The organism is Thiomicrorhabdus arctica DSM 13458, from assembly GCF_000381085.1.
In the GTDB taxonomy this organism is placed as follows: Bacteria; Pseudomonadota; Gammaproteobacteria; order Thiomicrospirales; family Thiomicrospiraceae; genus Thiomicrorhabdus; species Thiomicrorhabdus arctica.
In genome coordinates this window covers 737,582-763,612 of the sequence record NZ_KB905899.1, presented here as the reverse complement: position 1 = coordinate 763,612, position 26,031 = coordinate 737,582, and the positions used below count along the sequence as shown (strand labels likewise).

Genomic DNA, 26,031 nt, shown 5'->3' with positions numbered 1-26,031 from the left:
ATGGGTTCACTCACTAGTTTTGAGTATTTTTAAGAGTGCTCAACTTTAAATAAAATGCATTTATAAAAAATAGGGAGATGGTCTTTTTAAAGAACGCTCGTGCTAACTCATTCAGCCAGCATCATGGTCTGTATCTTTGTAGCATCGTGCGTAGAGTGAGGTAGGTAGGTAGTACAGAGCTACTTGCCGGTAGTTCATTTAGTCTTCAGACAAATAAGCCAAAATAGAGCAATTCAAATTGCTCAACTGTGCCAAGTCATATTTACAGGCAATTTCTAAGTGAATTAGACAGGACTTCTCTAATCTATGGGGAGACTATAGTTCGGATTATTCATTTGGTGCTTGTTGACTCAGGAGGTTTTCATTATCAGCTGTTGTTTCTTCTTGTATATGTTCCTTTGCAGTCTCATCAGGTTTGACATCACTGAATTCTTGGTTCGTGCTTGTAGTCGTTTTAACAGCTTTGTTCTTGGTTGATGTTTGGGGCTTGTTCATAATGGCGGAGGTTGCAGAAGCCAAATTATCATCTGATATTCTGATTTGATAGATTGGCTCAGGCATTACAATACCCATATCATCAAACGCCTGTTTTGATCTTTTAATTGCCTCACTGCGGACTTTTGCAAAACTATAGCGATCTTGATCAACCCATCCAAAAACACGGATAATGACATTGAATTCCCCCAACTCTTGGATCAGGGCAAGTGGGCTAGGGTCATTAAGCACGCCTTCAACTAAGTTCAATGTCTCTATGGCCACTTGCTGTGCATCACTCAAATTTTGAGCCGCATCAACACCAAGATCGAAGCTAAAACGCCTTTCAGAAAATCGAGTGTAATTTATTATAACGGCTTTAAATACCTGAGAGTTTGGGATTCTAATGTGGTTGCCATCTGCCGAAATTAAAATCGTGGCACGTGAGGTCAGCCTTGCTACATTGCCTGAATGTCCATCAATATCAACATATTCATTTACTTGGAAAGGATTACGTAAGCTGAGTAGAATGCTTGCAATATAGTTTTCGACGGTATCTCTAACCGCAAAACCAATCGCGAGTCCAAGAATACCCGCTGCGCCTATGATCGTCCCAATCAGGGCCGTTGCATCGAGCAGTGAAAGTGCTAGCACCAAGCCTATGACTATGAACATCAGATGAGTGATTTGCCCCAGTAAATTTGCAATAAATGGATTTTTTGTAAGGTGTCTAAAAAAACCCTGTTTGTTGGAGATCCAGCCTCCGATAAACCATGCAAGTGAAAACACAATCAGGGCCAATATAAATAATGGTAAGGAGGTGATGATTTGGTTACCCAGTTTTAATATTTTGTTCCAGGTAGATTCAAGTCTTTTTTCAACACTTCGTGTAATAACGATTTCGTTTTCAACCTCAACAACCCCTTCAACTTGTTTTGCTAAACGAATTGCTTTACTAACTATATTGGATGATGTGACATTCCCTCTAAGAGTGACGACTCCTTTATTAACATCAATTTTTAATTTATTCAAAGTCTCTAATTCTGCAAAAATTTCACTTAAGCGTTTCTGAATTTTAAGGTCACTCAGTTGCGTATTTTCAGTTGTTATTACCTTTTCGGGGAGCGTATTTTCTATTTTATCTGATGTTCCGCCGAGTAGATTATTGATAACATCTGCATGAGAAACAGATGGCGATACTGCAAGCACTAAAAACATCACAGACAAAAAGACTATGTTCCTTGACGAGGGTGCAGATAAAGTTGTTGTTGAAAAGATGGTTATAAATTTTTTCATAAATAGATTGACTGTTTCATAGATTATTATTTAGGATTCTTCACTCTAAACTATTTTATTTAGCGAGTTCACATATAGATTTTGTTTAATATGTTAACCACATTATGAAATCTCATAAAACGTTACATATAAATATAATGTAATCGCTATTAAGCAAAAAAATAGACATTCTAAAACCACTAATCTAAAAATATCTATGATTTTTTAAGGTGATAAACGGTGCTAAAGTGGTAAAAGGCTTAGTGTGTTGTTTCTTATCAAGATAGCAGGGCATCAATAACTGTCTCTGCTTTTATGGATCATTTTATTTTGGCAATAATGTACGCGTAAGTAATATTGTCAGCAAGTGCTTAAGCACTTATTTGTAAGCCATTCATTCAGAACTTAGACGGTAGTATTACTTACAATAGATTTATTATACTTAAAAGTACTAAGTAAAGTCTTGCAGTCTTTTGCATTTCTTAAAAATTATTTACCTGAAAAAGGAAGTATAGATGGAACCCATTAAAATTCTAATTCTGCAACTGAAAGATATGGCCCGAAGTACCATTGAGATAATGCCTCAATTGTTTATCTCTTTAGTCATTATTTTGATCACTTTTGCTTTCGCTAAACGAGTATGAAGACAGAAGAAAAGCGCTCTAATTGATTTACTTCGATAAGATTGGGAAAATTCACCGTATTGCTCTAGGTCTTTATGCTATCGGAGCATTTTAAAGGGTGTTGATTTCAAAATGAGTTTGCCATAAGTACGTAATTGTTTAGATACTTTGATTGAAAATACCTGTTTAAACTGCGCAAAGATACCCTTTAAATGATTCTATTCAAAAAAAGACAGTAAAGACTGTAGTGAAATAGGACCGCTTTTAAAGCTTTTAGGTTTCATAAAAAAAGAGGCCCCAAATGGGGCCTCTTCGATTACAAACTAAATAGGTATTGCTTCAAGATAGTGTAATATTCTTGAATTTATTTAGTTTTTCATTGCTTGTACAGTGGTCTGTATTTAATTATATTTAAATTCAGGCTTAGCTTTTAAAGCATCCTTAGTCGAATCAAGATAGACATTGTCTCCATTTGCACTGACACGGAGCTCATTGTAAGGTACTGCAACCAGTCTATCGCCCATCCCTAAAAACCCACCGACCGAAATAATGGCCATCAGCTTATGATCTGTAGCAGAGTAGACTAAATCATCGACTTCACCGATATTATCCCCGTTTGATTGTTCAACGGTCTCTCCAATCAACTCACTCGCACGAACTTGATAGAGGCTTTTAGCACCACGCATTTTTCCATATTCTACTGAATCAGCATAAGAACTCTTGTGAGAACTCGTGGATGACTTCTCTCTATCGGCTCTTATTTTCATGCCTGACAATTCACCATCATTGTACTTAAATTCAGACTGAGCTTTTAACGCGTCTTTGGTCGAATCGAGATACACATTGTCGCCACCCGCACTGACACGCAGTTCATTGTAAGGTACTGCAACTAGTTTTTCACCCATTCCTAAAAATCCACCTACTGCGATAATGGCTGTAAGCTTTTGGTCCTTACCAGAATAGATTAAATCATCAATTTCACCGATGTTATCCCCATTTGGTCTCTCTACAGTTTCCCCAATAAGCTCACTAGCACGTACCTGATAGGCACTTTTAGCACCATGCATTTTATTGTACTCGACAGAGTTGGCATAAAGGCTATTCGAATTAACGGATGAATTTTCTTTGTTCATTTTCATACCGGTTTTTTCGCCTTTATTATATTTAAACTCAGGCTTAGCCTTTAATTTGTCTTTAGTCGAATCAAGATAAACATTATCACCATCGGCACTAACACGCAGCTCGTCGTAAGGCACAGCAACAAGCTTTTCACCCATACCTAAAAATCCACCAACCGCAATAATAGCCATCAATTTGTGGTCCGTAGCAGAGTAGACTAAATCATCAATTTCACCTATGTTATCACCGTTTGATTTTTCAACGGTTTCACCAATAAGCTCACTCGCACGAACTTGATAAAGGCTTTTATCGCCACGCATTTTTCCATATTCAATTGAATTGGCATAAGTGCTTTTACGGGAGTTTGCAGAGGATTTTATTCTGTTCATTCTTCTTTCATGACCTGTCATTTCACCATCATTGTATTTAAATTCAGGCTTCGCTTTTAATGCATCTTTAGTCGAGTCAAGATAAACATCATCACCATTTGCACTCACTCGCAGTTCGTTATAAGGCACTGACACAAGCTTTTCACCAATTCCTAAGAATCCACCCACCGAAATAATTGCCATGAGCTTTTGGTCTTTACCTGAATAAACGATATCATCAATCTCGCCGATGTTATCACCATTTGATTTTTCAACCGTTTCACCAAGAACCTCACTGATTCTAACCTGATATGGACTCTGAGCATTTCGATTTTTTCCATACTCAACCGAGGAATTAAAAGAATTTTTATTTGAATTCATAGTGTTAGAATGAATGGCACTCGATGAATTGCTCTTCATCTCAGAGTGTGATTCTGCAAATGCCTGGCTAGATAAGGCTGCATTACCGATAAGAAATGTGACAGCCATTGCCTGTTTGTTAATTTTCATAGTATTCTCCATTAAGAGTGAGTATATAAATAAGGGTAGAGCGCTATTTTTTAGGGTATTAAATAACTTATTTGTGCTTGTTGCACCAGTCATCAACCTGTTTTTCAGCTTCGTCTTTTTCAATGCCATAACGTTCCTGCACTTTGCCTGCTAATTCTTGTACATTCCCATCAATCACATCGACATCATCATTGGTTAGCTCGCCCCACTGTTGTTGAACCTTACCTTTAAGTTGATCCCACTTACCTTCTAAAATATCAGTATTCATTTTTTTCTCCTTGCATTATTAATTGTCTGGTTGGTCATTTAACCAGTCGTTAAACAATAGATATGACGATATCTACTGAAGACATAATCTCACGCTACAGAATGACGTGCTTTAAACTAAAGCAAAAATATATAATAATTAAAAGTGCGTAGTATAATAAGGCCGTTTTCGTAGCAAATTACAGTTGTTTAAACCCGTTATACAACTGTTTAAAGAGGACGTGATCGTAAAAATTCAGTATTAAAATCAGATAATTAGGAATAAACTCATGGTAAATAAAAAAAGTTGTCTTGTGATAATGCTTAATAATTACATAGATATAGACGATAGACTGGAGAAACTACTGACTATTCTGGAAAAAAATGAAAGATATTACGCTGAGGATGCTGTAGTTCATTATTCTGGGGATGAATCAAAAAATTTATATGTCGTAAAAGAGGGTTGGTTTATAAGTTATACCGATTTATATGACGGTCGACGAATGGTAATTAAAACTCATCACCCTGGTGATATAATCGGATTTGAAGGCATTTATCATGAACAGCCGGCTGACCTTAAAAGCACTACAGCAGGTGTTTTGTGTCCATTTTCCAAACAGAATTTAGATGAAATTTTCAGGTGTTCGCCGAAGTTGTCGGCACTTTTATTTAGTATCTCTGTGCGTGAGCAAATTGTTGCGACTGATCGCTTAAAGGCCGTGAGTCGTATGGGGGCTCAGGCTAGACTCGCGTATTTTCTTCTTGATCTTATTTTTCGTTTGAGAATAACAAATTCAAGTATGACGAATGAATTTCATTTGCCACTCACTCAAACGGAAATCGGTGATTCGATTGGTTTAACAAACGTGTCCGTTAGTCGTGCGTTTAGCTATTTGGTGGGGATGCAGTTAGTGAAACGCACGAATGCCAGTATCAAACTATTGGACGAACTGAGCTTGATGAAATTATGTGACTATGAAGATCGTTACACGAAAATGGACACTTCATGGTTTCCTTGTGACTAAGATGTTCAATAGTTTTTTCATAAAGTCATATGACTATAAGTTGAACCCATTCTAATAATAACCAAGGAGGGGTGAAAGGGCACCATCGAGGGTTTTATTACTTGAACAGAAGGATGATTGTTTTCTATTTAAAAAATTAAGGGTGGAACCTCTGGATCTGTAAGTTTTTATACTTGTTTTATTCAGCTTAATACTCAGTGCAGTATGACTCTATATTTATTGAGTCAATCTGTGAAAAGTGCACGTTAGATAATCATTAAATCACCTTGATAAGGGTTATTAAGGAAATGGTTACTAAATTTTTTTATTGGCGAGCCGAATTATTTATAGTGATACCCCCCCCCATAATCGGAATTTATTGCGATAAATCAGAGGGGAGTGTTCACTTGTTGAATGAGCAGATTCTAATGTTCACTGATTTTTTAGATCAAGGTTTTGGCCCCGCCACAAACCATATAATCAAACCAACGATAGGGAAAATAAGCACAATGAGTGCCCAAATTATTTTACTTAGAGTGGATGCCCCCGATTTAAAAATACTCAGAATGGCCCATACAGCGATGATTAAATGAAGAATTCCTAAAGTTGTTGTTAACATGATTTTATCCTAAAAAATTTATATAAAATGCAGAAGTTCTAATGCATTAGGTTTAATATGTATAGTTAAATGTATTATATATCAGGTAGTTAAGCTAGATTATTAGTCTCAAACTAACGATTTAATAGAAAATATTTTAGAACAGAAAAAAGAATATCTCCTTTGCTTTACTTTAAAGCAAGCCTAAAAACTAGTAGTTATACTTAACTTAACCAGTCGTTTAGTGACTGTAAGTAGCCCTTTATTTCAAGTATATGGATATGGATATTGATTTGAAATGATTAGTTATATTGCTAATTTAGGTTTAACTATATTGTTAGGGCTTTTATTTACTATTTTATAAAGGAAGATATGATGCTTTTATCAGCAACTACACTCATCGGCGATGATATAAAAAATGCCTCAGGCGAAAGCTTAGGTAAAATTGAAGATTTCATGATAGACACAGACAGGGGCGATATAAAATACGCTGTCCTAACGTTTGGCGGTTTTCTCGGAATGGGCAATAAATTGTTTGCAGTGCCAATTGAAGCTTTAACCCTAGATGCCAGTGACAAATGTTTTGTCATGAATGTCAGCAAAGAGAGGTTGGAAAATGCACCTGGATTTGACAAAGATAATTGGCCGAATACAGCCGATTTAACGTGGCAGCAGTCAATATCTGATTACTATAGATTTTAGACACTGACTCTATTTATTTGATATTGAGTATGACTAAAATTAATCATCCAAGTTAGACACACTGGTAATTAAGTTAAAAACTTGGTTGCATCCATGATGACATAGCGTGCAATAGCTTGACATCGGAAAAAGGGTCTATAAAAGCCAGAGTCATTGAGCCTATATCCGGTATCAGATTGTGCATTTGATTCTTGGATAGAGATTTCTCAGATGGCGACGGACGATAAAGGTGGATAGGTAGAGCCCTAGTTGGCTTTGTTATGCTCTTGATATCGTAAGTATCGATAGCTTTAGTGAGAAAAGTAAATTGAAAAATCTTGAGATAGTCGTTTTAGCATTTGAAATGGCTTGTTAATCTTTAGAGGCATTGGTTGTGATATTTAAAGTAGCGGTAAAATATTAAAGCGCTTCTGGCAATATCAAAAATCAAAATTGACTTTAGGCTGAATGATTTATTAACAGAATAATTTATAACCAAGGAGTTCGTCATGATTAGTTGGGCAGTTACGTTTTTAATTATCGCCATAATAGCCGGTGTATTAGGGTTTTCTGGAATAGCAGGTACAGCCACAAGTATCGCGTGGATATTATTTGTAGTTGGTTTAATATTAGCCATTATTTTCTTCATAACAGGAAGAAGACCTCCTTTATAGACGACTTATAAAACGATAAGATTTATAAGTATGGTTTATGCTGGCGACATGATAATTAACTATTCATGTCGCTTTCACTGTGAGCCTAGATCAGATTATGGCTTTTGAAGCAATGGTCAATTGAGAACTGGTTTACTCCAGATTTGACATACAATATTCGAGTGTCAGTGGGCAATTTTTTTCGAATATCATGCATGTTCTAGCAACCAACCCATGCGGGTCGAAGCAGTAATGTTCGTGTTATCTTAATGCCGTTGTATAAAGCGGTCTCTCTCTTTAAAAATATCTATTTAAAATCCAAAAGTAAATAAACTGTCTGTAAAGATTAAAGTTCCAATCTGTGCGAACCCATCGAATTATAGGGTGATTTTTTACAGTATTAGAGAGCTTTATGGTCGTGTTCAAGGCCTATCACCCATTGAATATGAAAGTGTCATCTTGAAAAAAACAGAAAGAGTTGTAAAGGAAGAGTTTGCAGGCATCTTTTATTTTTATTGAAGCCCTCGCAAGAAGAATTAGATGTATTTAATCAATAAGATTCTTCAGCAATATCGATAAGATTAACGGTATTTAGATTTTATGTTTATCTTTTTTGTAAAATTAAGTGATAGATTTTGTCCTCTTATAAATACTTGCAAATCAATCCTTGAAATCATATTTACTCGGCTGTTCATGTTATTTCAACATAAAAATATGTTGAATGAGTGTCTATGTTGAAAGTAAAAGATGTTCAAAACTAGCCTCAATGGTACTGCACATCTCACCTAAAGTAATTTTGAGCGGACGAGATGTAAATGCCAATGACAGTGCATATGAGTAAGCCCTGGATTGGCAGAAAGTGAAGGGTGTATTTGTGAATTATGTTCTGTCTTTGAACCGTTATTCCTAAATATTAAAGCTTCATTATTGTGCTTATAAGTAGGCCTATTAGGCTCGTTGATGAACCTTTTTTTGAGACTCTACTCGCTACAATACCTGCAGCGAAAGCAACACCAACACTTGTTAGTGGATGTTGTTTCACAGGGTTGGTAATTGCTGCAAAATAATCGACTTGCGCGGACGCAAGTCTTAGTTTATTTTTAGCCAGTACTACGGCTTCTTGTTCAGATAAACGGCTACCCAAAGTATGCCTCCCGTGAAAAGTAAACTTAAAGATGCAATACCAAGATAAGCGATGGGCTCACTCCAATTTAGAATCAATACATGATAAATTGCAATCATCACTAATATCAATGTCATTAAAAAAAGCAGTGATGCCAATATCATCAGCAGTATGGTACCTACCATTTTCAGTGTTTTGTGTTTTAGTAAGCGGCCTTCAGCCTCGACTAGATCACAAAGACTAATGAAGGCCTCAGATAACATTTTCATGTGAAGTTACTTGTCCTTACTGATGGCTCTAGAAAGTACATAACCAACACCAAATGCCAATGCCAGACTCACAAGTGGATGGCTTTGAATTTTTTCTTCAACCTTATCCAAATTTTCTGAACCTAACTCAAGAGCATGTCGCATTTGTTCTTTTGCTTTCTCCTGATATTTCTCCAAATCTTCACCAAGTTTATGTTTAATGCTTGATGATTTTTCATGTGCTTGTTCATTCAGGAGACCTACCAAGCTATTAACCTGATTTTTAAGCTCATTGAATTCTTTACGTAATTCGTTGTCGTTGCCTTTAGTGTTATCTTTGTTGTCTTGTGTTGTGCTATTTCTGTTATCTAGTGTTGCCATGGGTTAATCCTCTTAATTTAAGGTTGCTTTTCAAATATAAATTCATCGTACGTTGATGAAATTATGTATTTTTACTATTCAAAAATCACTATATTCAGTTAGTAGAATAGTAATAAGTAATTTTTTATAGATTAAGTTTAATTTTACTCACTGAGTGTGATTATCGCAAGTATTTATACTTATTTATTATCAGAGTGAAATCACAAACTTTTGCACTGTTTACAAATGATATTGTTGGAAACTGAAATTAGAATCAGTGCAGTGTTTTTTCTTCTAAATGGCCGGGGAAAAAAGAAAATCGTATCTCCAAGTGGCGGTGAAAGTAATGCAAAAACGAGCAATTTATTAAGGAAATTTACGAGTGATTTGATTGTGATAGCGCATTTTCTGATAGTCTGAAATTAGATTGGAATAATGTCATTAAAAAAATAATCGTCAATGTCTGTCTAACCCCATTTTTAGTTGAAATCAATTTTTGCGCATTTCGTTATTGACATAATTCGCTGCTATGGTTTGCTCTGATTCCTTAGCACTTATGGAATATTAAATTTAGGGGTATCCCAGACAGTGTTACAAAGATATTCTAATTCATGCCTCACACTACAGTCATTGACGTATCGTTATAAGTGAGCCGTCCAGTAACCAGAAAATGTTCAATCTCTATTCTAGACGAACCATATAGGTGGATAACATTTAATGTCTGCATCAATAATAGTATTGAGTTTATCAGGATAAAGCGAAACTATCCGAATAGTTTGATTTTCCTTAAAATTTTAATAATTGAGTTTTAGCTTTCATCTAAAAAACATCCTAAATTCGGAAGGTTTTATGAGGACTTAAAGTGAAGTTAATTCAAAGACGTTACTGTTATCTCCTTTGTGGGTTTACCTGCTCTGTAGGAAGAAAAAGTCTGCTTTTGTTGCAACAATATTACCTTCTTTCACTTCTTGAACTTGCCTTCTATCAGCCATTTTATAAGAAAATGATTCGTCTAAATTCATGTTGAATAACCTGAATTCATGTATAATTCGCGCAAATAATCGAATTCTGTAAGGAAAAAATTATGTCGGGTATAAAAAAAGTCGTTTTAGCTTATTCAGGTGGCCTGGATACTTCAATTATCGTTAAGTGGTTACAAGACGAGTATCAGTGCGAAGTGGTTACTTTTACCGCAGATATTGGCCAAGGTGAAGAAGTTGAACCAGCGCGCGCTAAAGCCGTGGCGATGGGCGTTAAAGAAATTTATATTGAAGATTTACGTGAAGAATTCGCTAAAGATTTTGTTTTTCCGATGATGCGTGCTAACGCGATCTATGAAGGTGAGTACCGTTTAGGTACTTCAATTGCACGACCATTAATCTCTAAACGTTTAGTTGAAATTGCACAGGCCGTTGGTGCGGATGCTATTTCGCATGGTGCCACAGGTAAGGGTAATGATCAGGTGCGATTTGAGCTCAACGCGTACGCTTTAATGCCAGATGTAAAAGTCATTGCACCTTGGCGTGAGTGGGACTTACTGTCTCGAGAAAAGCTAATGGCTTATGCTGATAAACACGGCATTGTGGTAGAGAAGAAAAAAGGTCAAAAATCTCCTTACTCAATGGATGCAAACTTATTACATATCTCTTACGAAGGCGGAATCATCGAAGATCCTGCGAATGAACCAGAAGAAGATATGTGGTTATGGACCGTTTCACCAGAGAATGCACCTGATGAATCAACCTACTTAGATATTAGTTTCGTAAAAGGTGATATCAACGCGATCAATGGTGAAAGCATGTCTCCAGCAACCGTCATGGAATACTTAAATAAAGTGGGTGGCGCAAACGGTATTGGTCGTGATGATATTGTTGAAAATCGTTTTGTGGGTATGAAAGCGCGTGGTTGTTATGAAACGCCTGCTGGAACCATTATGCTTAAAGCCCATCGTGCTATGGAATCATTAACGCTAGACCGTAATGCTGCGCACCTTAAAGATGAGTTAATGCCGAAGTATGCAGAGATGGTTTATAACGGATTTTGGTTTGCACCAGAACGTGAAATGTTACAAGCCATGATTGATAAGTCGCAAGAGTTCGTAACGGGTAATGTCCGTGTTAAATTATACAAAGGTACGATTACCGTAGTAGGGCGTACCTCTGAATATAGCCTGTTTGATGAAGCGATTGCCACTTTTGAAGAAGATGGTGGTGCGTACGATCATAAGGATGCTGAAGGTTTTATTAAATTGAATGCTCTACGTCTTAAAACAGCGGCTAAGCGACGCAAATAAAGGTCGAGTAATGCATAAAACAGCGTTGATTTCAGCGCTGTTTTTTTATGTAGACTTTATTCGAATGTTTCGAAAACATTGGACTCAAGCGCTATTCAAACTAGATTAATACTGAGGTATTGATGAAAAATAAATCGATTAAAGTGCTTGCTCCAAGTTTTAGCGAATTATGGTCCAATCCTGTTTTAATGCTTGGTTTTGGGTTTGGTTCAGGCCTTCTTCCAAAGGGCCCAGGCACGGCTGGAACTTTATTAGGTTTACTGTTGTTTATACCATTATTGTTATGGAATGAATGGTTGGCTTGGGCGGTTTTGTTATTAGGAACGTTGTTTGGTAGCACTATCTGTGGCAAGTCATCAGAGTATTTAGATGTGCATGACCATGGTGGTATTGTGTGGGATGAATTTGTCGGCATTTGGTTGGTGCTGATATTACTTCCTGAACAAAGTTTCCTGTATTGGATGCTGGCTTTTGCCATGTTTCGTTTATTTGATATTTGGAAGCCCTGGCCAATTCTTTGGGTGGATCACAAGGTAGAGGGCGGTTTTGGCATTATGCTAGATGATATTTTGGCGGCCATATATGCTGTTGCAGTGATTTGGGGTTACCATCTGTTTAAAATAAGTTAATAACTTTGCGAATGACTTTCCTTATAACCGATTGAAATCTTTTTAATAAAATTTCAATCGGTTTATTTGGTTAGATATAATAAGTTTGAATTTGGCATCTTGAGCGTTTTAAGGTATATTACGCATCAAATTAATATATTAAAATATTTGGGAGTTAAGATAAAAGATGTTTATTCCATGTGATGATGCAAAGCGTTTAATCAAAGAAAAAAATGCACAATTGGTTGATGTTCGAACTCCAGAAGAGTTTGCAATGAGTAAGTTGCCTGGTGCTATTAATATTCCATTACAAGATATTGACCGTGTTGGTGAAAGCATCTTAGATAAAGATATTCCAGTGATTGTCTTTTGTCGTTCTGGACAACGTTCACATATGGCAATGCAGATTTTGTTATCTCAAAGTTTTGATGAAGTGTATAACTTAGGCTCTTTTATGGCTTGGGATCAATGTCCTGATTTATAAAAAACTGGGGTTCATAGATCCCGGCACTTTTACCTGAAAAAGCGCTTAAAGCAGATTCGTTTTAAGTGCTTTTTTTATAGCTCAAGAAAACTCAAATAACTCAACATAACAAGGCAGATATATGACATTAGCGCTACATTGGCAAATCCTTATCGCACTGGTTTTAGCCGCCATTATGGGAAGCTATTCCGGCATAGAGGGCACTATTTTTGGGGTCCCTTGGTTATCCGTCTACACTTTTATCGGGACATTGTTCTTAAATGCCCTAAAGATGATTGTTGTCCCTCTTGTTATGTCTGCCATTATCACCGGCATAGCCAATATTGGTGGTAATGGTGGTTTCGGTCGTATGGGAATTAAGACCCTAACATATTACGTCGCGACGAGTTTTATTGCGATTATGATTGGGTTGGTACTGGTGAATGTTATTCAGCCAGGTGTGACCGGTAATCCGCCGCCGATGATTGAGGCTAATGCCGATGTGACTCAAGCGATTGAAGGTAAATCTGCTGGTGATGTAGTCGATGTTTTCCTGCGCATGATTCCAACCAACATTGTCGATGCAGCTGCCCAAGGACAAATGCTTGGCTTGATCTTCTTTAGTTTGTTATTCGGTTTTTTCCTGACGCAAATCAAGGGTGATGGACAAAAGACTTTGCAAAACTTCTGGCAGGGTGTGTTTGATATCATGATGTTGTTGACTGGCCTGATTATGAAATTTGCACCATTGGGTGTTTTTGGGTTAGTTGCCGCATCCGTTGCTAAAACAGGGTTTGATCAATTTGAAAATCTGGCACTATTCTTTATGACGGTGGTGGCCGCTTTAACAATTCACTTTCTCATCGTCATGTCGCTCATTTTGCGGTATGTTGGCGGAGTTAAAAACCCATGGTTACATTATCAAGCGATGGCGCCAGCATTACTGACAGCCTTCTCAACCAGTTCTTCATCTGCTACCTTGCCGATTTCAATGAACTCCTTGGAAAATAGAGCGGGTGTCTCAAACCGCGTAGCCAGTTTTGTGCTCCCATTAGGCGCGACCGTGAATATGGATGGCACGGCGCTCTATGAGTGTGTTGCTGCGATATTTATTGCGCAACTGTTTGGCTTTCAGTTAGATTTCGCAACCCAATTTTTAATTGTGGTGGTTGCATTAACCACTTCTATTGGAGTCGCAGGAATCCCCTCGGCCAGTTTGGTTGCTATTAGTATCATTTTGGTCGCGGTGGGTCTACCTGCGGAAGCAATTGGCTTACTCCTGGTGGTGGATAGATTATTAGACATGATGCGCACCGCTGTAAATATTTTCAGTGACTCTGTTGGCGCTGTGGTGATTGCAAAGTCAGAAGGGGAGGAAGGGGTCTTAACGCAAAAGACCTTTTAGAAGGTTATAGATAAATTCATCCAATAAAAAGCCCGCTTAAGAATTCTTTTTAAGCGGGCTTTTTTGTGTCGACATTAAAGTTACATACACCACGTATACTAAATTTAGCTCATAGAGTCGTGTTTAATCAAGAGCGTCACCAAGCTTATTTATGATTAAAAGACGTCATAAACGAAAGAGAATTAATAGGGGTAATCAATCAGTTCAGGTCCTGATGCTGAGACTCTGAGTAGTGTACTTGGACCATCTATTACTGCTTGCCAGTCGCCTAGAACCCAACGATGCAGGGTAATATGATCGACTTCTATTAAATGGTGCTGAGGTCGGTGTGTGTGACCATGGATAATGTGTTCGATATGTGGATATTGTTTAAACAGATCACAAACTGCTTGGCTATTGACGTCCATAATGGCCTGAGATTTGTTTTGACTGTGTTGGGCAGATCCACAGCGCATTTTCTGACCAATCGCAAGGCGTCGTTTTCGACCGAGGTTCAAAAATAACCACTGTACTAGAGAGTTTCGTAGAATTGAACGCATTCTTTGATAGCCCTTATCATCAGTACACAGGTTATCACCATGCATGATCAGATAGGTGTGTTGATACAAGGTCACTTGAGTCGGTTCTGCTAAAAATTGAATGCCTGTGGCATGCCAAAAGTCTTCTCTCATAAGAAAATCACGATTGCCATATTGGGCATAAATAAGAAGGCCATTATCCGTCAGCAGTTTGAGTGTGCTGATAATAGGGGCATACTGCTCTAAACCAATATCGTCACCGACCCACATTTCAAACAAATCCCCTAAAATATAAAGCGCTTGTGCTTTTGGGGCTTCTTCGATTAGGAAGTTTTCAAATGCCTGATTGATAGGGTGGTTCGGTTCGGGTTGCAAATGTATATCTGCAACGAATAAGGTGTATGGATTCATTCTGAGATTCTAACAACTTTAAAGGTTAATGGAAAGTGAGGGGTTGAGCCTAAAAGGGGGTAATCGTTGTAGTGGCGTTAAAACAATAAAGCCGAAGAGGAGCTTCGGCTTTATAGATATTACCTTTCTAGTGAATCGTGAGGTAAGGCTTTTGAATTACGCTTCAAGCAAAATGGCTTTAGTGATGACAATGTCTTCACGCGGTACATCCTGGTGACCCAAACGTGCTGTGGTTTCAACTTTGGCCATCTCATCAACGATATCCATACCTTTCGTGACTTTACCAAAGACGGCATAACCCCAGCCTTGTGGGTTTTTCCCTGAATGGTTTAAAAAGTCATTATCTTTTAGGTTAATGAAAAACTGAGTGGTGGCTGAATGTGGGTCGCCAGTACGTGCATAAGCCAATGTACCACGATCATTTTTCAATCCATTATCCGCTTCATTTTCAATTGCGGCACCTGAGGATTTCTCTTCCATGCCTGGTAACATCCCACCACCTTGAACCATAAAGTTAGGGATGATGCGGTGAAAAATTGTGCCATTGAAAAAACCATCCATGGCATAGTGAGTGAAGTTCTCAGCGCCTATCGGTGCTTTTTCATCATCTAATTCGATTGTAATATCGCCCATAGTCGTGCTGATTTTAACTTCTGTCATCGCTATTCCTTTATTTTTTATTCTAAATGTTATAAATGCTATTTAAATTTATTTGATCTGTCTAGCTTTGATGATCAAAACAGTTTTAAGTGGGACGTCTTTAAAGCCGTCTTTAAAACCAGTTCGTTCATTGCGGATTTGATTAACGGTTTTCATGCCTTTGATCACATTTCCAAATACGGTGTATCCCCAACCACGGCCATGTTTCTCACGAAAGTCTAAGAAGGTGTTTTGGGAAACATTAATGAAAAACTGTGCGGTTGCAGAATGCGGATCATTCGTACGCGCCATAGCGACAGTACCAATACGGTTACGTAATCCATTGTCAGCTTCATTTTGTATTTCAGCATGTGTATGCTTTTTTTGCATGTCAGCAGTAAAACCGCCACCTTGGATCATGAAGTTTGGGATCACTCGATGAAATATCGTATTGTCATAAAACCCTTCGTTAACATACCGCAAAAAGTTTTCAACCGTTTTAGGGGCTTTGTCAGGATAAAGCTCTAATACGAAACTTCCTTCTGAGGTCTCAATTAAAACCTGTGGCGCCACAGCCCCTTTTTTCGGCACAGAAGCAGGGTCAGTTTGTGCGAAAGCGCTTGAGCTTAATGCTAAATACAGTAAGCCGATGGTCGCCGTTTTAAGGCCTAAAAATAGTCCTTTTGTCATGATTCACTCCTAAGTTTTTGATTAGTTTGAGTTACAATAAACGCATTCTAACACCTAGGTCTTTCAGACCTAAATATTTATAAAGACTTTTCTAGAATTACATCAAGAAATTGTCTGTGAATATATTATATTTTGGGGAGTCAGGCCACTTTTTCAAGTGGGTCGAACCTCTTTGCACCTTATTTGATGACAGGAAACACTATGAGTTTACAGATATTCAACACTGAAACACGCCAAAAAGAGTTATTTAAACCCATTCATGATAATAAAGTTGGTATGTATGTCTGTGGCGTGACGGTATACGATCTTTGTCATATCGGTCATGCGCGTGTCATGGTGGTTTTTGATACGGTGGTGCGTCATCTACGCCTATTAGGATATGATGTGAACTACGTGCGTAATATTACAGATATTGATGATAAGATTATTAAGCGTGCTTTAGAAAACGGTGAATCTATTCAAACACTCACTGAACGTATGGTCAGTGAAATGCATGCCGATGAACAAGCCTTGAATGTATTACGTCCTGATATGGAACCTAAAGCGACAGAGTATATGGCTGAAATTAAAGGCATGATTCAGGTCTTAGTAGACAAAGGTTTTGCTTACCCTGCCAGTAACGGTGATGTCTATTTTAAGGTCAACTCATTTGCAGAATATGGTCGTCTTTCAGGTAAGAAACTAGAAGACCTCGAAGCCGGTGCGCGTGTTGAAGTCAATGCAATGAAGCAAGATCCATTGGATTTCGTTTTATGGAAAGCGTCTAAAGCAGATGAGCCCGCTTGGGAGTCTAATTGGGGCGAAGGTCGTCCAGGTTGGCATATTGAGTGTTCAGCAATGTCGACTAAATGTCTAGGCAATCATTTTGATATTCACGGTGGTGGAATGGATCTGTCTTTTCCACATCACGAAAATGAAATCGCTCAATCTGAATGCGCGACAGGTGATCATTATGTCAATACTTGGATGCATTGCGGTTTTGTGCGTATTGATGATGAAAAGATGTCTAAATCTTTAAATAACTTCTTTACCATTCGAGAAGTCTTAAAGGTTTTTCAACCCGAGGTGATTCGTTACTTTTTATTGGCGAGTCATTACCGTAGCCCAGTAAATTATTCTCAAGAAAACTTAGAATCTGCTAAAGCCAATGTCGGTCGATTATATTCGGCTTTGCAAAGTATTACTCCAGGCAAACCGTCTGAAAATACAGAGTATCAAGCCCAGTTTATGACGGTAATGAATGATGACTTCAATACTCCAAAAGCCATGGCTCTGTTATTTGAGTTGGCAAAAGAAGTCAATAAAACCAAAGACACTGGTTTGGCTGGATTGTTGATCAAACTTGGCAATCAAATAGGGTTATTAGAGCAATCACCTGAAACATTTTTTAAGTTTCAGCCAAGTGATTCGGAGTTGACGGAAGAGATGATCGTGCAGCTTATAGAAGATCGTAAACAAGCACGGGCGGATAAAAACTTTGCACGCTCAGATGAAATTAGAGATGAGTTAGGTGCTTTGGGCGTTGAACTATTGGACTCACCACAAGGAACCAGTTGGCGTAGAGTGTAGCCTTAATCAAGTCGAGACATTGTTATAAAATGATGAGTCGATTTGGATGGCTTTAGGTTGCTCTCATTACCTTATGTATTTCCATGCTATTTATAAGTCTTTTAAAAACAGTGCGTTATATGCGGCTATAAGAAAATATAATGATTTATTAATGTCTTTATGATTGACAAAATAAGTAACCGCTAATACAATTGTTACATTCATGTTTCTTCATGAGTATCCTCCTCTGATTATTTCAATTGAGATAATTTATTTGAACCTTCGCTTGTCCAGCGAAGGTTTTTTTTTGTCTGTTAGAAATCAAATGATATTGAGTCTTTAGAAAGGGCAAGTTAGGTTTGGGTTTAAGGGTGTTTAGGATCGGATTGCAATATTGGTTGGTCACCGATATCAGGCATAACATCTTTTAGTCGAGTGTATCTTTGATTCAAAAGCGAATTGAAAATAGTGGTGTATTCTAATACAGCTTTAACATAAGCTCGAGTTTCAGTATAAGGGATTGAGTCAATCCACTGATCCGCCGCTAAGGTTCCTTTAGAAGGAATCCACCTGTCAACTCTGTTAGGGCCAGCATTGTAAGCAGCCGTTGCTAAAACCTTATTCGCACTGTATTTTTGGCTCAGATAACTCAAGTAAGCGCTGCCTAATTCAATATTGTTTTTCGCTTCAGTGAGTTTTTGGTAAGAGATGTTTTTCGAACTGATTTTTTGGCTCATGTATTTAGCCGTCTTGGGCATGAGTTGCATTAAACCGGTTGCACCTACTGGAGACCTAATATCTTTCGAAAATGCACTTTCACGCCGCATAATGCCGTATATCCAGGCGGCATCAATACCATTACGCTTAGCATTCTGCATGACGGGTTGTTTGTAGGGAGTTGGAAATCTTAAATTTAAGGCATCCCATGACTTTGCTTTCGCTAAAGAGCGAATCGCTTGCGCGTGTTGCTTCCATTGACTTGCCAATACGGCTACGGCTTGCAGCTCATTTTTATCGGCTTTTTTGAGCAGATGATACCACTCACGTCGGGTGCTTAAAGGCCAATCAATTGCCAGTAATTCTTGGATTCGTAATAACCCCGGATATTTTTTAAGCAACTCATCAGTCTTTAGTTTTTTAATCGGCTTAGGATTAAACTGATAATCCAAATTTAATCGGTCAGCGGCCATGAAAGCATAGTAATTGCGCTGTCTAGCGAGCATTCGGTACAAATCATTTGACTCTTTAAATTGCTGAGTCGCTTCGAGCGCACGAGCTTTCCAGTATAGCCATTGTTTAGATTGCTGTGAAACGGTTTCCATTAATTCAATGGTCTCTAGTAGGCCTGGCCAATCAGATTGTTTAATGGCTATCTGAGCTTGCCAACGCAAACTATCTGCATTTTTAGAACCATTCCTGTTTACCTGATGTAACAGCGTCTTAGCTTGAGGATCAGAGCGGTATGCAGTATGCAAAGCAATTTTACGTGCTAATACATTGTGTTGATTACGGTTTAAACCGTATTGCTTAGAATACAAATCGAGCGATTTTTGGGCCAGTGCAGGGTCTTTAGCCGCTAATTTACGAACACCCTGTGTGAATATTGCTTTCTTAACAAGCGGTGTTACGTTTATTGGCAAAGGCTTTGAGATTAATCTGGGGTTTTTATAAACCTTTATCCATTCATTAAGCATGCTTTGGTCTTTTCGAGAGAGGTCTTGGCTCAGTGTTTTAGCCAGTGAGAGTTTATGTTTTTCCATAGCCAACTTAATTCTTTTCCAAATCATGCTACCTGTGAGTCTTTTATGTTTTCTGATCAAATCATCAATCGGGCGACAAGCTGTACTCAGGCTCGTGGAATTTTCCCAAATAGGGATGGCCAATTCTAATGCGGTATTGAGCTGTTTTGTATGGGAGAGTGCTTGGATGTTATAACACTGTGAATCCTGGTTTTTTTGTGGCGTATATGTTCTTGAAAATTTTTTCCACTGCTTATTCTTGGCTAAGTGAGTTAACCATTTCCCATAAAGTGAGTCGCTTAGATAGCTTTTCTTGTAAGTTTTTATGAAGTTTTTAATGAGGCTCTCTGGCGTGTTTTTTAGGTGCAAACGATAATCATGATAAAGGACATAAGGGTAGAGTGGATAACCCTTAAGCTGAACTTTATATTGGGCAATGGCTTTACGGTCATTGAGTTTGATGGACTGGTAAGCGTCTAAAAAGGCCTGTTGCTGGCTACTAAGTGTCTTGTTTGCAGCAAAAGCGTTAGATTGATAGCTGATTAAGCTAATTAAAAATAGACACGTAAAGCCTAAACGAGTGAACTGATTTCTGAACACAACGTCAATACCCGAATTTGAATTAAGGTATGGGCACTCGTCTAATATGTTTAAACCTTTCAAAAAATGCATTAGAATTTTTTAGCTCTCCAGTGGTATTTTTAAGATTTGACCTGGTTTTAAATAGGTCTTAACAGAGAGCTGGTTATAGTTTGCTAGCTGCTTTGCCGAAAGTTGGTTTGCTTTGGCTATGTTCCAAAGGTTATCCCCATTTTTGACGTGATAATTTTTGTGTGGTGCTTTAGGTTGCCAAACTGTAACTTGCGTGCCTGGCTGAATTATTTCTGATTGTTTAATATTGTTCCAGCGTATCAGCGAATCAGTGCTCACATTGTATTTTTTAGCCACAGTCCATAGGCTTTCACCTTTTTTAAGAGTATAGGTGAACTTATTGTCATAACGTGCACTACGGATTTCGAGTTTCTGACCTTTACGCAGAGGGGTTTGAATCCCAATATTGTTCCATCTACAAAGAGTTCTTGTATCCACATTGTAATAACGACTTATGCGCCATAGAGAGTCTCCAGAAGCGACGGTGTGAATTTTTTTTACCCCTTTATATTGGCTTTTATTTGTAAAACGTTCAACTTTATCTGCATATTGAGTGGGTACCGGAATAAGTAACGTTTTGCCAGCACGAATACGATTGTCTTTTAAGCCATTTAGGTTTTGAATTGCTTTACGGGACGTGTGATATTTTTCAGCAATAAGTCCAAGGCTGTCGCCTGGCTTGATTTTATGACGCATCCATTGAATATCAAACAGGTTCGTTTCTGTGGCAAGGAGATGTTTGAAATCTGCTACATGCTCCACTGGTAATAAAATATTAAACGGACCTTTAGGAGGTGTGGTTGGTCTGAGGTACCCTGGGTTAAGAATACCAAACAGTTCTTTAGAAATGCCAGACAGTTTTGCAGCTTCACTCAAAGTAATCTGTTGATCTAATTCAACTTCAGTAAAAAAAGGGCTGTTTTCGATAGGTTCTAACTCTATGCCCCAATCATCTGCTTGATTGATTATGTACGATACAGCGAGTAATTGTGGAACATAGTTCTGAGTCTCTTTTGGAAGATAAGGCTTGATCTCCCAAAACGTAGGCTGTACATCCTCTGAGGTATGTTTTTTCTTGTATTGCTTTATGGCTTTGTAAACGTTGCCAATCCCGGCATTGTAGGATGCCAGCGCAAGTAACCAATCATTGTTATTTAAAGCATAAAGCTTTTGCAGGTAATCTAAAGCGGCTTGCGTGCTCTGAATCGTATCCTGACGGCCATCATACCACCAGTTTTTATCTAAACCGCACAGGTGCGCTGTGCTGGGAATGAACTGCCATAGACCAACAGCGCTTTGTTCAGAGTAAGCGGTCGGCTGAAAGCTACTCTCTACAATTGGGAGGAGAGCCATCTCATAAGGCATATCACGTTTTTGAACTTCACTGAGGATGAAATGCAAGTAAGGTTTTGAACGTTTCGAAACTCGATTTAAGTAGCCTGGATTTTTTTCGAAGTAAGTCAGTTGAGAGTCATAATGGCCAAGGTTAGCTGAAGCTAAATGAAATTGGTCATGCATTTCATCCCAAATGATAGGGTGAAAGGTTTGATTAATTTCTAACTGTTGAGAATCATCATTCTTAGAATTCGCTAGGTTTTGTTGGGGTGAAAGCTTTATACCCGTTGATTGATTCAGTTGTCCCGATGTTCCAGTGGAAACAAAGTCGGTTGGTAAAGTCACGCAGCTCGAGAGAAATAGCAGGACAGAGATTGATAAGGAGGTTTGAGTGGTTTTTATTAAGAGTACCATTTTTCTTGAAGAGTCCGTCAATGACTTTCCCTGTCTATTAGAAGTTGTGTGTTCAGAAGAAATCGTCATATTTCAATATTACCCTAGCGATGACCGGATGGTGAAAATTATTAAAATTAAGCTTGTTGATCAAATTGATCTTTCCACTCACGTAAAGTCTTAAATAGACTTGTTGGCGAGTCCGAGGCACCATGTTCCATTAACTTGCCTTTGAGGGTCAGGTCATCAAACCGCATAAATGGATTCGTGTTTTTTTCTTCGAGTAACGTTGAAAGCGGACCTTTATGAATCTGAGGATATTTAAACAACGGTTGCTTGACACGTTGTTGTAATGCTTCATTATCAGGCTCAACCAGTAGTGCAAACTTAAGATTGTCTTCAGTATATTCATGTGCACAGTAAAAAGAGACGCTGTCAGGTAGATCACGAAGTTTGATGATGGATTGCGTGAATTCCTCAACTGTTCCGCCTAAAAGACGACCACAACCAGCGGTAAATAAAGTGTCACCACAGAATAACGCTTGATCATTATAAAAGCTGATGTGATTGGCAGTGTGGCCAGGTGTGTCAAGAACGGTCAAGCTAAAGTTCATGGTTAAGGGAATAACATCTCCCTCAAACAAACCTGTTTGAATAATGTGATGCTGATTTTTTGCAGGTCCATAAATGACCGTTTCAGGAAAGGCTTCTTTAAGGCCTGGAATCCCATCAATATGGTCAAAGTGAGTGTGAGTAATTAGAATGGCTTGTAGATTAAGTTTGTTCTGATTTAGAAAATCAATCACCTGCGTCGATTCACCCGGATCAACCACCCATGCTTTATCTCCTTCATAGAGAATCCAAATGTAATTTTCATAGGTGTCTATGAGTGAGGGAAGGCCAACGATATTCATAATTTTTTGAACCGATTTAGTTGCTATAATTAAACATATTTTAGCAAATTATCGCTTGGTTTTGTACGGTGAAGAACGAAAAGGTTAACGATGAAATTGCGCGGAAGGAGAATGGAATGAAACAGGGTTTTCAACACTCTTTGCATCAATGGTATTCCACGGGCTCAGGCCGTGCCGTTTCAGCACAGGAAAAGGGATTGGTTGAGTCAGCCGTCCAAAATTTATTTGGCTACTTTTTCGTGCAGCTTGGCGTGTCATCTTCTGAATATTTAATGGCAAGCAGTCGCATAAAGTACAAGCTCTTAATCGATCCATTGCTTGAATATGAGTCGACTGAAGCGCTCAAAGATCCGCATTGTCACTTAATTCGTGCCGATTTGGACTATTTACCCATTGGTAAAGAAAAAGCGGATGTGGTCTTACTGCCTCACACTTTAGAGGTTGCTGCAGATCCTTATTATTTGCTAAGACAGGTGGACAGCATGCTTGTGCCAGAAGGTCATGTGATCATTACTGGCTTTAATCCTTATGGCTGTTTTATTATGCGCCATCGTTGGTTTAAAAGAGACAGAGTGTTTGAGCAAGCAAAATTAGAGACATCACAACGCATCAAAGAGTGGTTGCAGGTGCTCGGTTATGATATACAAATACAAAGCTACAGTTCTGTCACTTGTTTTGTTCAGCGGCCATCAGAAGGGGGATTCATCAGTCTCGTTGAGTGGTTTGAAAGAGGATTGTCGGGCTTAGGATTACAGTTTGGGAATGTTTACTGTTTAGTGGCCAAAAAAAGGATTGATTCACCTACCTTGGTCGGTTCAAGGTGGCATATGCCCCGTTGGATGGCGATTCCCAGTCGAGGCGTGACGTCAGCAACAAGAGCCCATTCTAAGCTCCTCAGAAATAATTCAAAGCGTTAGTCATTCCATGACTTACTCTGAAATGATGGAGTCTGTTTAAAGCTTGCAGCTGTTTTCTAAGCGGTCGGAAAATATCAACGTATTATAATTGTGGAATCGTCACCTACTACCAATTTATCTCTAGATGAGATTTTTCTGAGATCTCAGACAGTTTCTTCTGATGCCTCGCGAGCTCATCCTGGGTGGCCAGCATGACGCGCAAAGGTTTCCTATTTTGCAAGTTTGCTAAAGAAATCGTTGTATTGTGATCGTCATTTTCTGCAGAATCACTATTGAGAGACAATGCCGTTTGCCCCCCCGTCATGGTTAAGTAGACATCGGCCAGAATCTCTGAATCGAGTAAGGCTCCATGTAAAGTCCGGTTGGTGTTATCAATCCCCAGTCGCTTGCATAAAGCATCTAAAGAGTTACGTTGTCCAGGATAAGTCTTTCTCGCCATTTTAAGCGAGTCAGTGATCATGCAATGATCTTCAATCTTGCCCCATCTATTCTTCTTTAATAAAGAGAGCTCTTTATTGATAAAGCCGACATCGAACGGCGCATTGTGAATGATGAGTTCAGCACCGCTGACATACTCCATAAAGTCTTCCACTATGGCTGAAAAAAGTGGCTTATCCTTAAGGAAGGCATCCGTAATTCCGTGAACATCAATCGCATCTTGAGGCACTGAACGTTCAGGAAAGACATATTGATGGTAATTGTTGTGCGTCAACTTACGTTTTATGAGTTCTACCGCGCCAATTTCGACAATTCTGTCGCCTGTATGAGGGTCAAAACCAGTGGTTTCGGTATCGAGTAGAATCTGACGCATTTGAGTTCTCTTTACGGTAAAATATCGCTCATTATTTTAATGCAAAAAATGACCAAAGGGTACGAGTTATGAGAATTAAAAAAGGCAGTCGCGTTACATTCCACTATGAGCTACGTGATGAAAGCGGGGAAGTCGTTGATTCTACCTACAATGGCGAACCGGTTATCTATATTCAAGGCGAAGGTGAAATCATTGAAGGGCTTGAGGCGTTTTTAGAAGGTGAAGAGCCAGGATTTTCGGCAAAAGTCACTATTCCAGCAGAAAAAGCTTATGGTGTGACCAATGATGACCTCGTTGTTTTCGCGGGCCCCGAAAATTTTGAAGATGATGTTGCATTAGAGGTTGGTTCAACCGTTGAGACAGAAGATCCTGATGGCGAAACGATTATTTTCCGTATTATTGAAATCAGTGAAGATAAAGTCTATCTTGATGGTAATCATCCCTTAGCAGACCAGACATTGGACTATAAAGTAGAAGTCCTAGAAGTACATTAACTTTTTCGGTTCGTGCTGAGAACCGCCACTTCTTTGTTAAAAACGGTCACGTACACTTGTACGCCCCCTTGTTTTTCCTTGAATTGACTGCACTCAGCCCAAACCTATTTAAAGGTTAAATCTAGATTTCAGACACAAAAAAGCCTCAATTTATGAGGCTTTTTTGTGTCTGGCTTTTAAAGCCTTAGATGACCATTAGTCGTCCAAGTTTCCACACTGCAAATTACCGGGTACGGCGACGTCGATACGTTTTGGGTTGGGTAGGTTTAAATTGTCCATGGCGGTAGAGAAGTCTTGGAACGATTTACCTGAACCTACTCGGCTATTGAACTGCTTTTCCTCACCAATAGTCGATTGGCTAAAACCTTTGTAGTCATGAGCCGGAAAGACCATCGTCTCTTCTGGGAGAGTGAAAAGCTTCTCTGTCAGCGAATGGAACAGGTTTTCGTTACTGCCGAGTTGAAAATCCGTACGTCCACAATCTCGAACCATTAAGGTATCACCGGTAAATGCCGCGCCTTCAATTAGATAGGTTATGTCATTATTGGTATGGCCTGGCGTGTGCAGAACGTTAATTTCTTGATGACCCAGTTTGAAAGTGTCGCCTTCAACCGCTAGAATATCCGCACATTCAGAGCCAGAATTTTTATGAACGACAATTTGTCCCTTGGTTTGTTTACGCATAGGGCCTGAACCGGTTATGTGGTCAGCATGAATATGGGTTTCTAAAAGGTATTTAACCTTTAAGCCCAACTCTTTGATATGTTGCATGTCACGCTCAACCCGTTCTAAAACGGAGTCAATGACGGCGGCCTCCATCGTGGCTTCATCCCAAACTAAATAGGTGTAAGTCCAGGTGTCATAATCAAACAGTTGACGGATTTTCATATTAAGGGCCTTGTGGTTTGTTTGCTATAATA

25 protein-coding genes are annotated in these 26,031 nt (G+C 38.7%); 11 read left to right on the top strand and 14 right to left on the bottom strand.

The window, feature by feature from the left end:
• Nucleotides 1–327: 327 nt before the first annotated feature.
• Complete coding sequence (locus tag F612_RS0103495) at nucleotides 328–1,692, bottom strand: mechanosensitive ion channel family protein (RefSeq protein ID WP_019556363.1); 1,365 nt, start codon at nucleotides 1,690–1,692, stop codon at nucleotides 328–330.
• Between the two features lie 572 nt (nucleotides 1,693–2,264).
• Between F612_RS0103495 and F612_RS13375 the strand changes: the two genes are divergently transcribed.
• Entirely contained in the window at nucleotides 2,265–2,393 is a 129-nt protein-coding gene (locus F612_RS13375; RefSeq protein WP_019556362.1) for a hypothetical protein, read from the top strand.
• Between the two features lie 380 nt (nucleotides 2,394–2,773).
• On the opposite strand, the gene F612_RS0103485 is transcribed toward F612_RS13375, so the two are convergent.
• Both F612_RS0103485 and F612_RS0103480 read right to left on the bottom strand, forming a co-directional pair.
• Nucleotides 2,774–4,369: a PRC-barrel domain-containing protein gene (locus F612_RS0103485; RefSeq protein ID WP_019556361.1), complete on the bottom strand. Its 1,596-nt coding sequence runs from the start codon at nucleotides 4,367–4,369 to the stop codon at nucleotides 2,774–2,776.
• Between the two features lie 67 nt (nucleotides 4,370–4,436).
• The gene (locus F612_RS0103480; protein WP_019556360.1) at nucleotides 4,437–4,637 is read right to left on the bottom strand and encodes a CsbD family protein; all 201 of its coding nucleotides are present in this window, start codon (nucleotides 4,635–4,637) and stop codon (nucleotides 4,437–4,439) included.
• A gap of 298 nt (nucleotides 4,638–4,935) precedes the next feature.
• Between F612_RS0103480 and F612_RS0103475 the strand changes: the two genes are divergently transcribed.
• The gene (locus tag F612_RS0103475) at nucleotides 4,936–5,640 is read left to right on the top strand and encodes a Crp/Fnr family transcriptional regulator (protein WP_169335983.1); all 705 of its coding nucleotides are present in this window, start codon (nucleotides 4,936–4,938) and stop codon (nucleotides 5,638–5,640) included.
• A 427-nt stretch (nucleotides 5,641–6,067) separates the two neighbouring features.
• On the opposite strand, the gene F612_RS13110 is transcribed toward F612_RS0103475, so the two are convergent.
• A complete protein-coding gene (locus F612_RS13110) occupies nucleotides 6,068–6,238 on the bottom strand; it encodes a PLDc N-terminal domain-containing protein (protein ID WP_083917282.1) in 171 nt (56 codons plus the stop codon).
• A 351-nt stretch (nucleotides 6,239–6,589) separates the two neighbouring features.
• Here F612_RS13110 and F612_RS0103465 point away from each other — a divergent pair, with 351 nt between their 5' ends.
• Nucleotides 6,590–6,919 (top strand): PRC-barrel domain-containing protein, encoded by a 330-nt coding sequence (locus F612_RS0103465; RefSeq protein ID WP_157760448.1) that lies wholly within the window; start codon nucleotides 6,590–6,592, stop codon nucleotides 6,917–6,919.
• Between the two features lie 488 nt (nucleotides 6,920–7,407).
• Complete coding sequence (locus F612_RS13105) at nucleotides 7,408–7,572, top strand: DUF1328 domain-containing protein (protein WP_019556356.1); 165 nt, start codon at nucleotides 7,408–7,410, stop codon at nucleotides 7,570–7,572.
• Nucleotides 7,573–8,661: 1,089 nt separating this feature from the next.
• Here F612_RS13105 and F612_RS0103455 read toward each other — a convergent pair.
• Both F612_RS0103455 and F612_RS0103450 read right to left on the bottom strand, forming a co-directional pair.
• A complete protein-coding gene (locus F612_RS0103455; protein WP_019556355.1) occupies nucleotides 8,662–8,943 on the bottom strand; it encodes a hypothetical protein in 282 nt (93 codons plus the stop codon).
• A 6-nt stretch (nucleotides 8,944–8,949) separates the two neighbouring features.
• Nucleotides 8,950–9,303, bottom strand: coding sequence for a DUF883 family protein (locus tag F612_RS0103450; protein WP_019556354.1), 354 nt, complete (start codon nucleotides 9,301–9,303; stop codon nucleotides 8,950–8,952).
• Between the two features lie 1,063 nt (nucleotides 9,304–10,366).
• Here F612_RS0103450 and F612_RS0103440 point away from each other — a divergent pair.
• From F612_RS0103440 to F612_RS0103425, 4 genes are all read left to right on the top strand, one after another.
• Nucleotides 10,367–11,575, top strand: a complete 1,209-nt coding sequence (locus F612_RS0103440) for an argininosuccinate synthase (protein ID WP_019556353.1) — start codon at nucleotides 10,367–10,369, stop codon at nucleotides 11,573–11,575.
• Between the two features lie 122 nt (nucleotides 11,576–11,697).
• Nucleotides 11,698–12,204, top strand: coding sequence for a phosphatidylglycerophosphatase A family protein (locus F612_RS0103435; protein ID WP_019556352.1), 507 nt, complete (start codon nucleotides 11,698–11,700; stop codon nucleotides 12,202–12,204).
• A gap of 166 nt (nucleotides 12,205–12,370) precedes the next feature.
• On the top strand, nucleotides 12,371–12,667 hold the full coding sequence (locus F612_RS0103430) for a rhodanese-like domain-containing protein (protein ID WP_019556351.1): 297 nt from the start codon (nucleotides 12,371–12,373) through the stop codon (nucleotides 12,665–12,667).
• A gap of 121 nt (nucleotides 12,668–12,788) precedes the next feature.
• The gene (locus F612_RS0103425; protein ID WP_019556350.1) at nucleotides 12,789–14,051 is read left to right on the top strand and encodes a dicarboxylate/amino acid:cation symporter; all 1,263 of its coding nucleotides are present in this window, start codon (nucleotides 12,789–12,791) and stop codon (nucleotides 14,049–14,051) included.
• 182 nt (nucleotides 14,052–14,233) lie between these two features.
• Here the strand turns inward: F612_RS0103425 and F612_RS0103420 are convergent, their stop codons facing one another.
• The 3 genes from F612_RS0103420 to F612_RS0103410 all read right to left on the bottom strand — a co-directional run bounded on the left by F612_RS0103420 (nucleotide 14,234) and on the right by F612_RS0103410 (nucleotide 16,309).
• Nucleotides 14,234–14,980, bottom strand: a complete 747-nt coding sequence (locus F612_RS0103420) for a UDP-2,3-diacylglucosamine diphosphatase (protein ID WP_019556349.1) — start codon at nucleotides 14,978–14,980, stop codon at nucleotides 14,234–14,236.
• A gap of 156 nt (nucleotides 14,981–15,136) precedes the next feature.
• On the bottom strand, nucleotides 15,137–15,640 hold the full coding sequence (locus F612_RS0103415; protein ID WP_019556348.1) for a peptidylprolyl isomerase: 504 nt from the start codon (nucleotides 15,638–15,640) through the stop codon (nucleotides 15,137–15,139).
• Nucleotides 15,641–15,688: 48 nt separating this feature from the next.
• The gene (locus tag F612_RS0103410; protein ID WP_019556347.1) at nucleotides 15,689–16,309 is read right to left on the bottom strand and encodes a peptidylprolyl isomerase; all 621 of its coding nucleotides are present in this window, start codon (nucleotides 16,307–16,309) and stop codon (nucleotides 15,689–15,691) included.
• 201 nt (nucleotides 16,310–16,510) lie between these two features.
• Here F612_RS0103410 and cysS point away from each other — a divergent pair, with 201 nt between their 5' ends.
• Nucleotides 16,511–17,878 (top strand): cysteine--tRNA ligase, encoded by a 1,368-nt coding sequence (gene cysS, locus F612_RS0103405; RefSeq protein ID WP_019556346.1) that lies wholly within the window; start codon nucleotides 16,511–16,513, stop codon nucleotides 17,876–17,878.
• Nucleotides 17,879–18,222: 344 nt separating this feature from the next.
• Here the strand turns inward: cysS and F612_RS12120 are convergent, their stop codons facing one another.
• The 3 genes from F612_RS12120 to gloB are packed head-to-tail and all read right to left on the bottom strand — an operon-like array spanning nucleotide 18,223 to nucleotide 22,889.
• Nucleotides 18,223–20,268 (bottom strand): transglycosylase SLT domain-containing protein, encoded by a 2,046-nt coding sequence (locus tag F612_RS12120; protein WP_019556345.1) that lies wholly within the window; start codon nucleotides 20,266–20,268, stop codon nucleotides 18,223–18,225.
• 9 nt (nucleotides 20,269–20,277) lie between these two features.
• Nucleotides 20,278–22,065 (bottom strand): LysM peptidoglycan-binding domain-containing protein, encoded by a 1,788-nt coding sequence (locus F612_RS12115; RefSeq protein ID WP_019556344.1) that lies wholly within the window; start codon nucleotides 22,063–22,065, stop codon nucleotides 20,278–20,280.
• A 47-nt stretch (nucleotides 22,066–22,112) separates the two neighbouring features.
• Complete coding sequence (gloB, locus tag F612_RS0103390; protein WP_019556343.1) at nucleotides 22,113–22,889, bottom strand: hydroxyacylglutathione hydrolase; 777 nt, start codon at nucleotides 22,887–22,889, stop codon at nucleotides 22,113–22,115.
• 116 nt (nucleotides 22,890–23,005) lie between these two features.
• On the opposite strand from gloB, the gene F612_RS0103385 reads away from it, so the two are divergent.
• On the top strand, nucleotides 23,006–23,806 hold the full coding sequence (locus F612_RS0103385; protein WP_019556342.1) for a class I SAM-dependent methyltransferase: 801 nt from the start codon (nucleotides 23,006–23,008) through the stop codon (nucleotides 23,804–23,806).
• Nucleotides 23,807–23,912: 106 nt separating this feature from the next.
• On the opposite strand, the gene dnaQ is transcribed toward F612_RS0103385, so the two are convergent.
• Nucleotides 23,913–24,617 carry a DNA polymerase III subunit epsilon gene (gene dnaQ / locus F612_RS0103380; protein WP_019556341.1) on the bottom strand — a complete coding sequence of 235 codons (705 nt, stop codon included), beginning with the start codon at nucleotides 24,615–24,617 and terminating at the stop codon, nucleotides 23,913–23,915.
• 68 nt (nucleotides 24,618–24,685) lie between these two features.
• Between dnaQ and F612_RS0103375 the strand changes: the two genes are divergently transcribed.
• A complete protein-coding gene (locus F612_RS0103375; RefSeq protein ID WP_019556340.1) occupies nucleotides 24,686–25,111 on the top strand; it encodes an FKBP-type peptidyl-prolyl cis-trans isomerase in 426 nt (141 codons plus the stop codon).
• Between the two features lie 195 nt (nucleotides 25,112–25,306).
• On the opposite strand, the gene F612_RS0103370 is transcribed toward F612_RS0103375, so the two are convergent.
• Nucleotides 25,307–25,999, bottom strand: a complete 693-nt coding sequence (locus tag F612_RS0103370) for an MBL fold metallo-hydrolase (RefSeq protein ID WP_019556339.1) — start codon at nucleotides 25,997–25,999, stop codon at nucleotides 25,307–25,309.
• Nucleotides 26,000–26,031 lie beyond the last annotated feature (32 nt).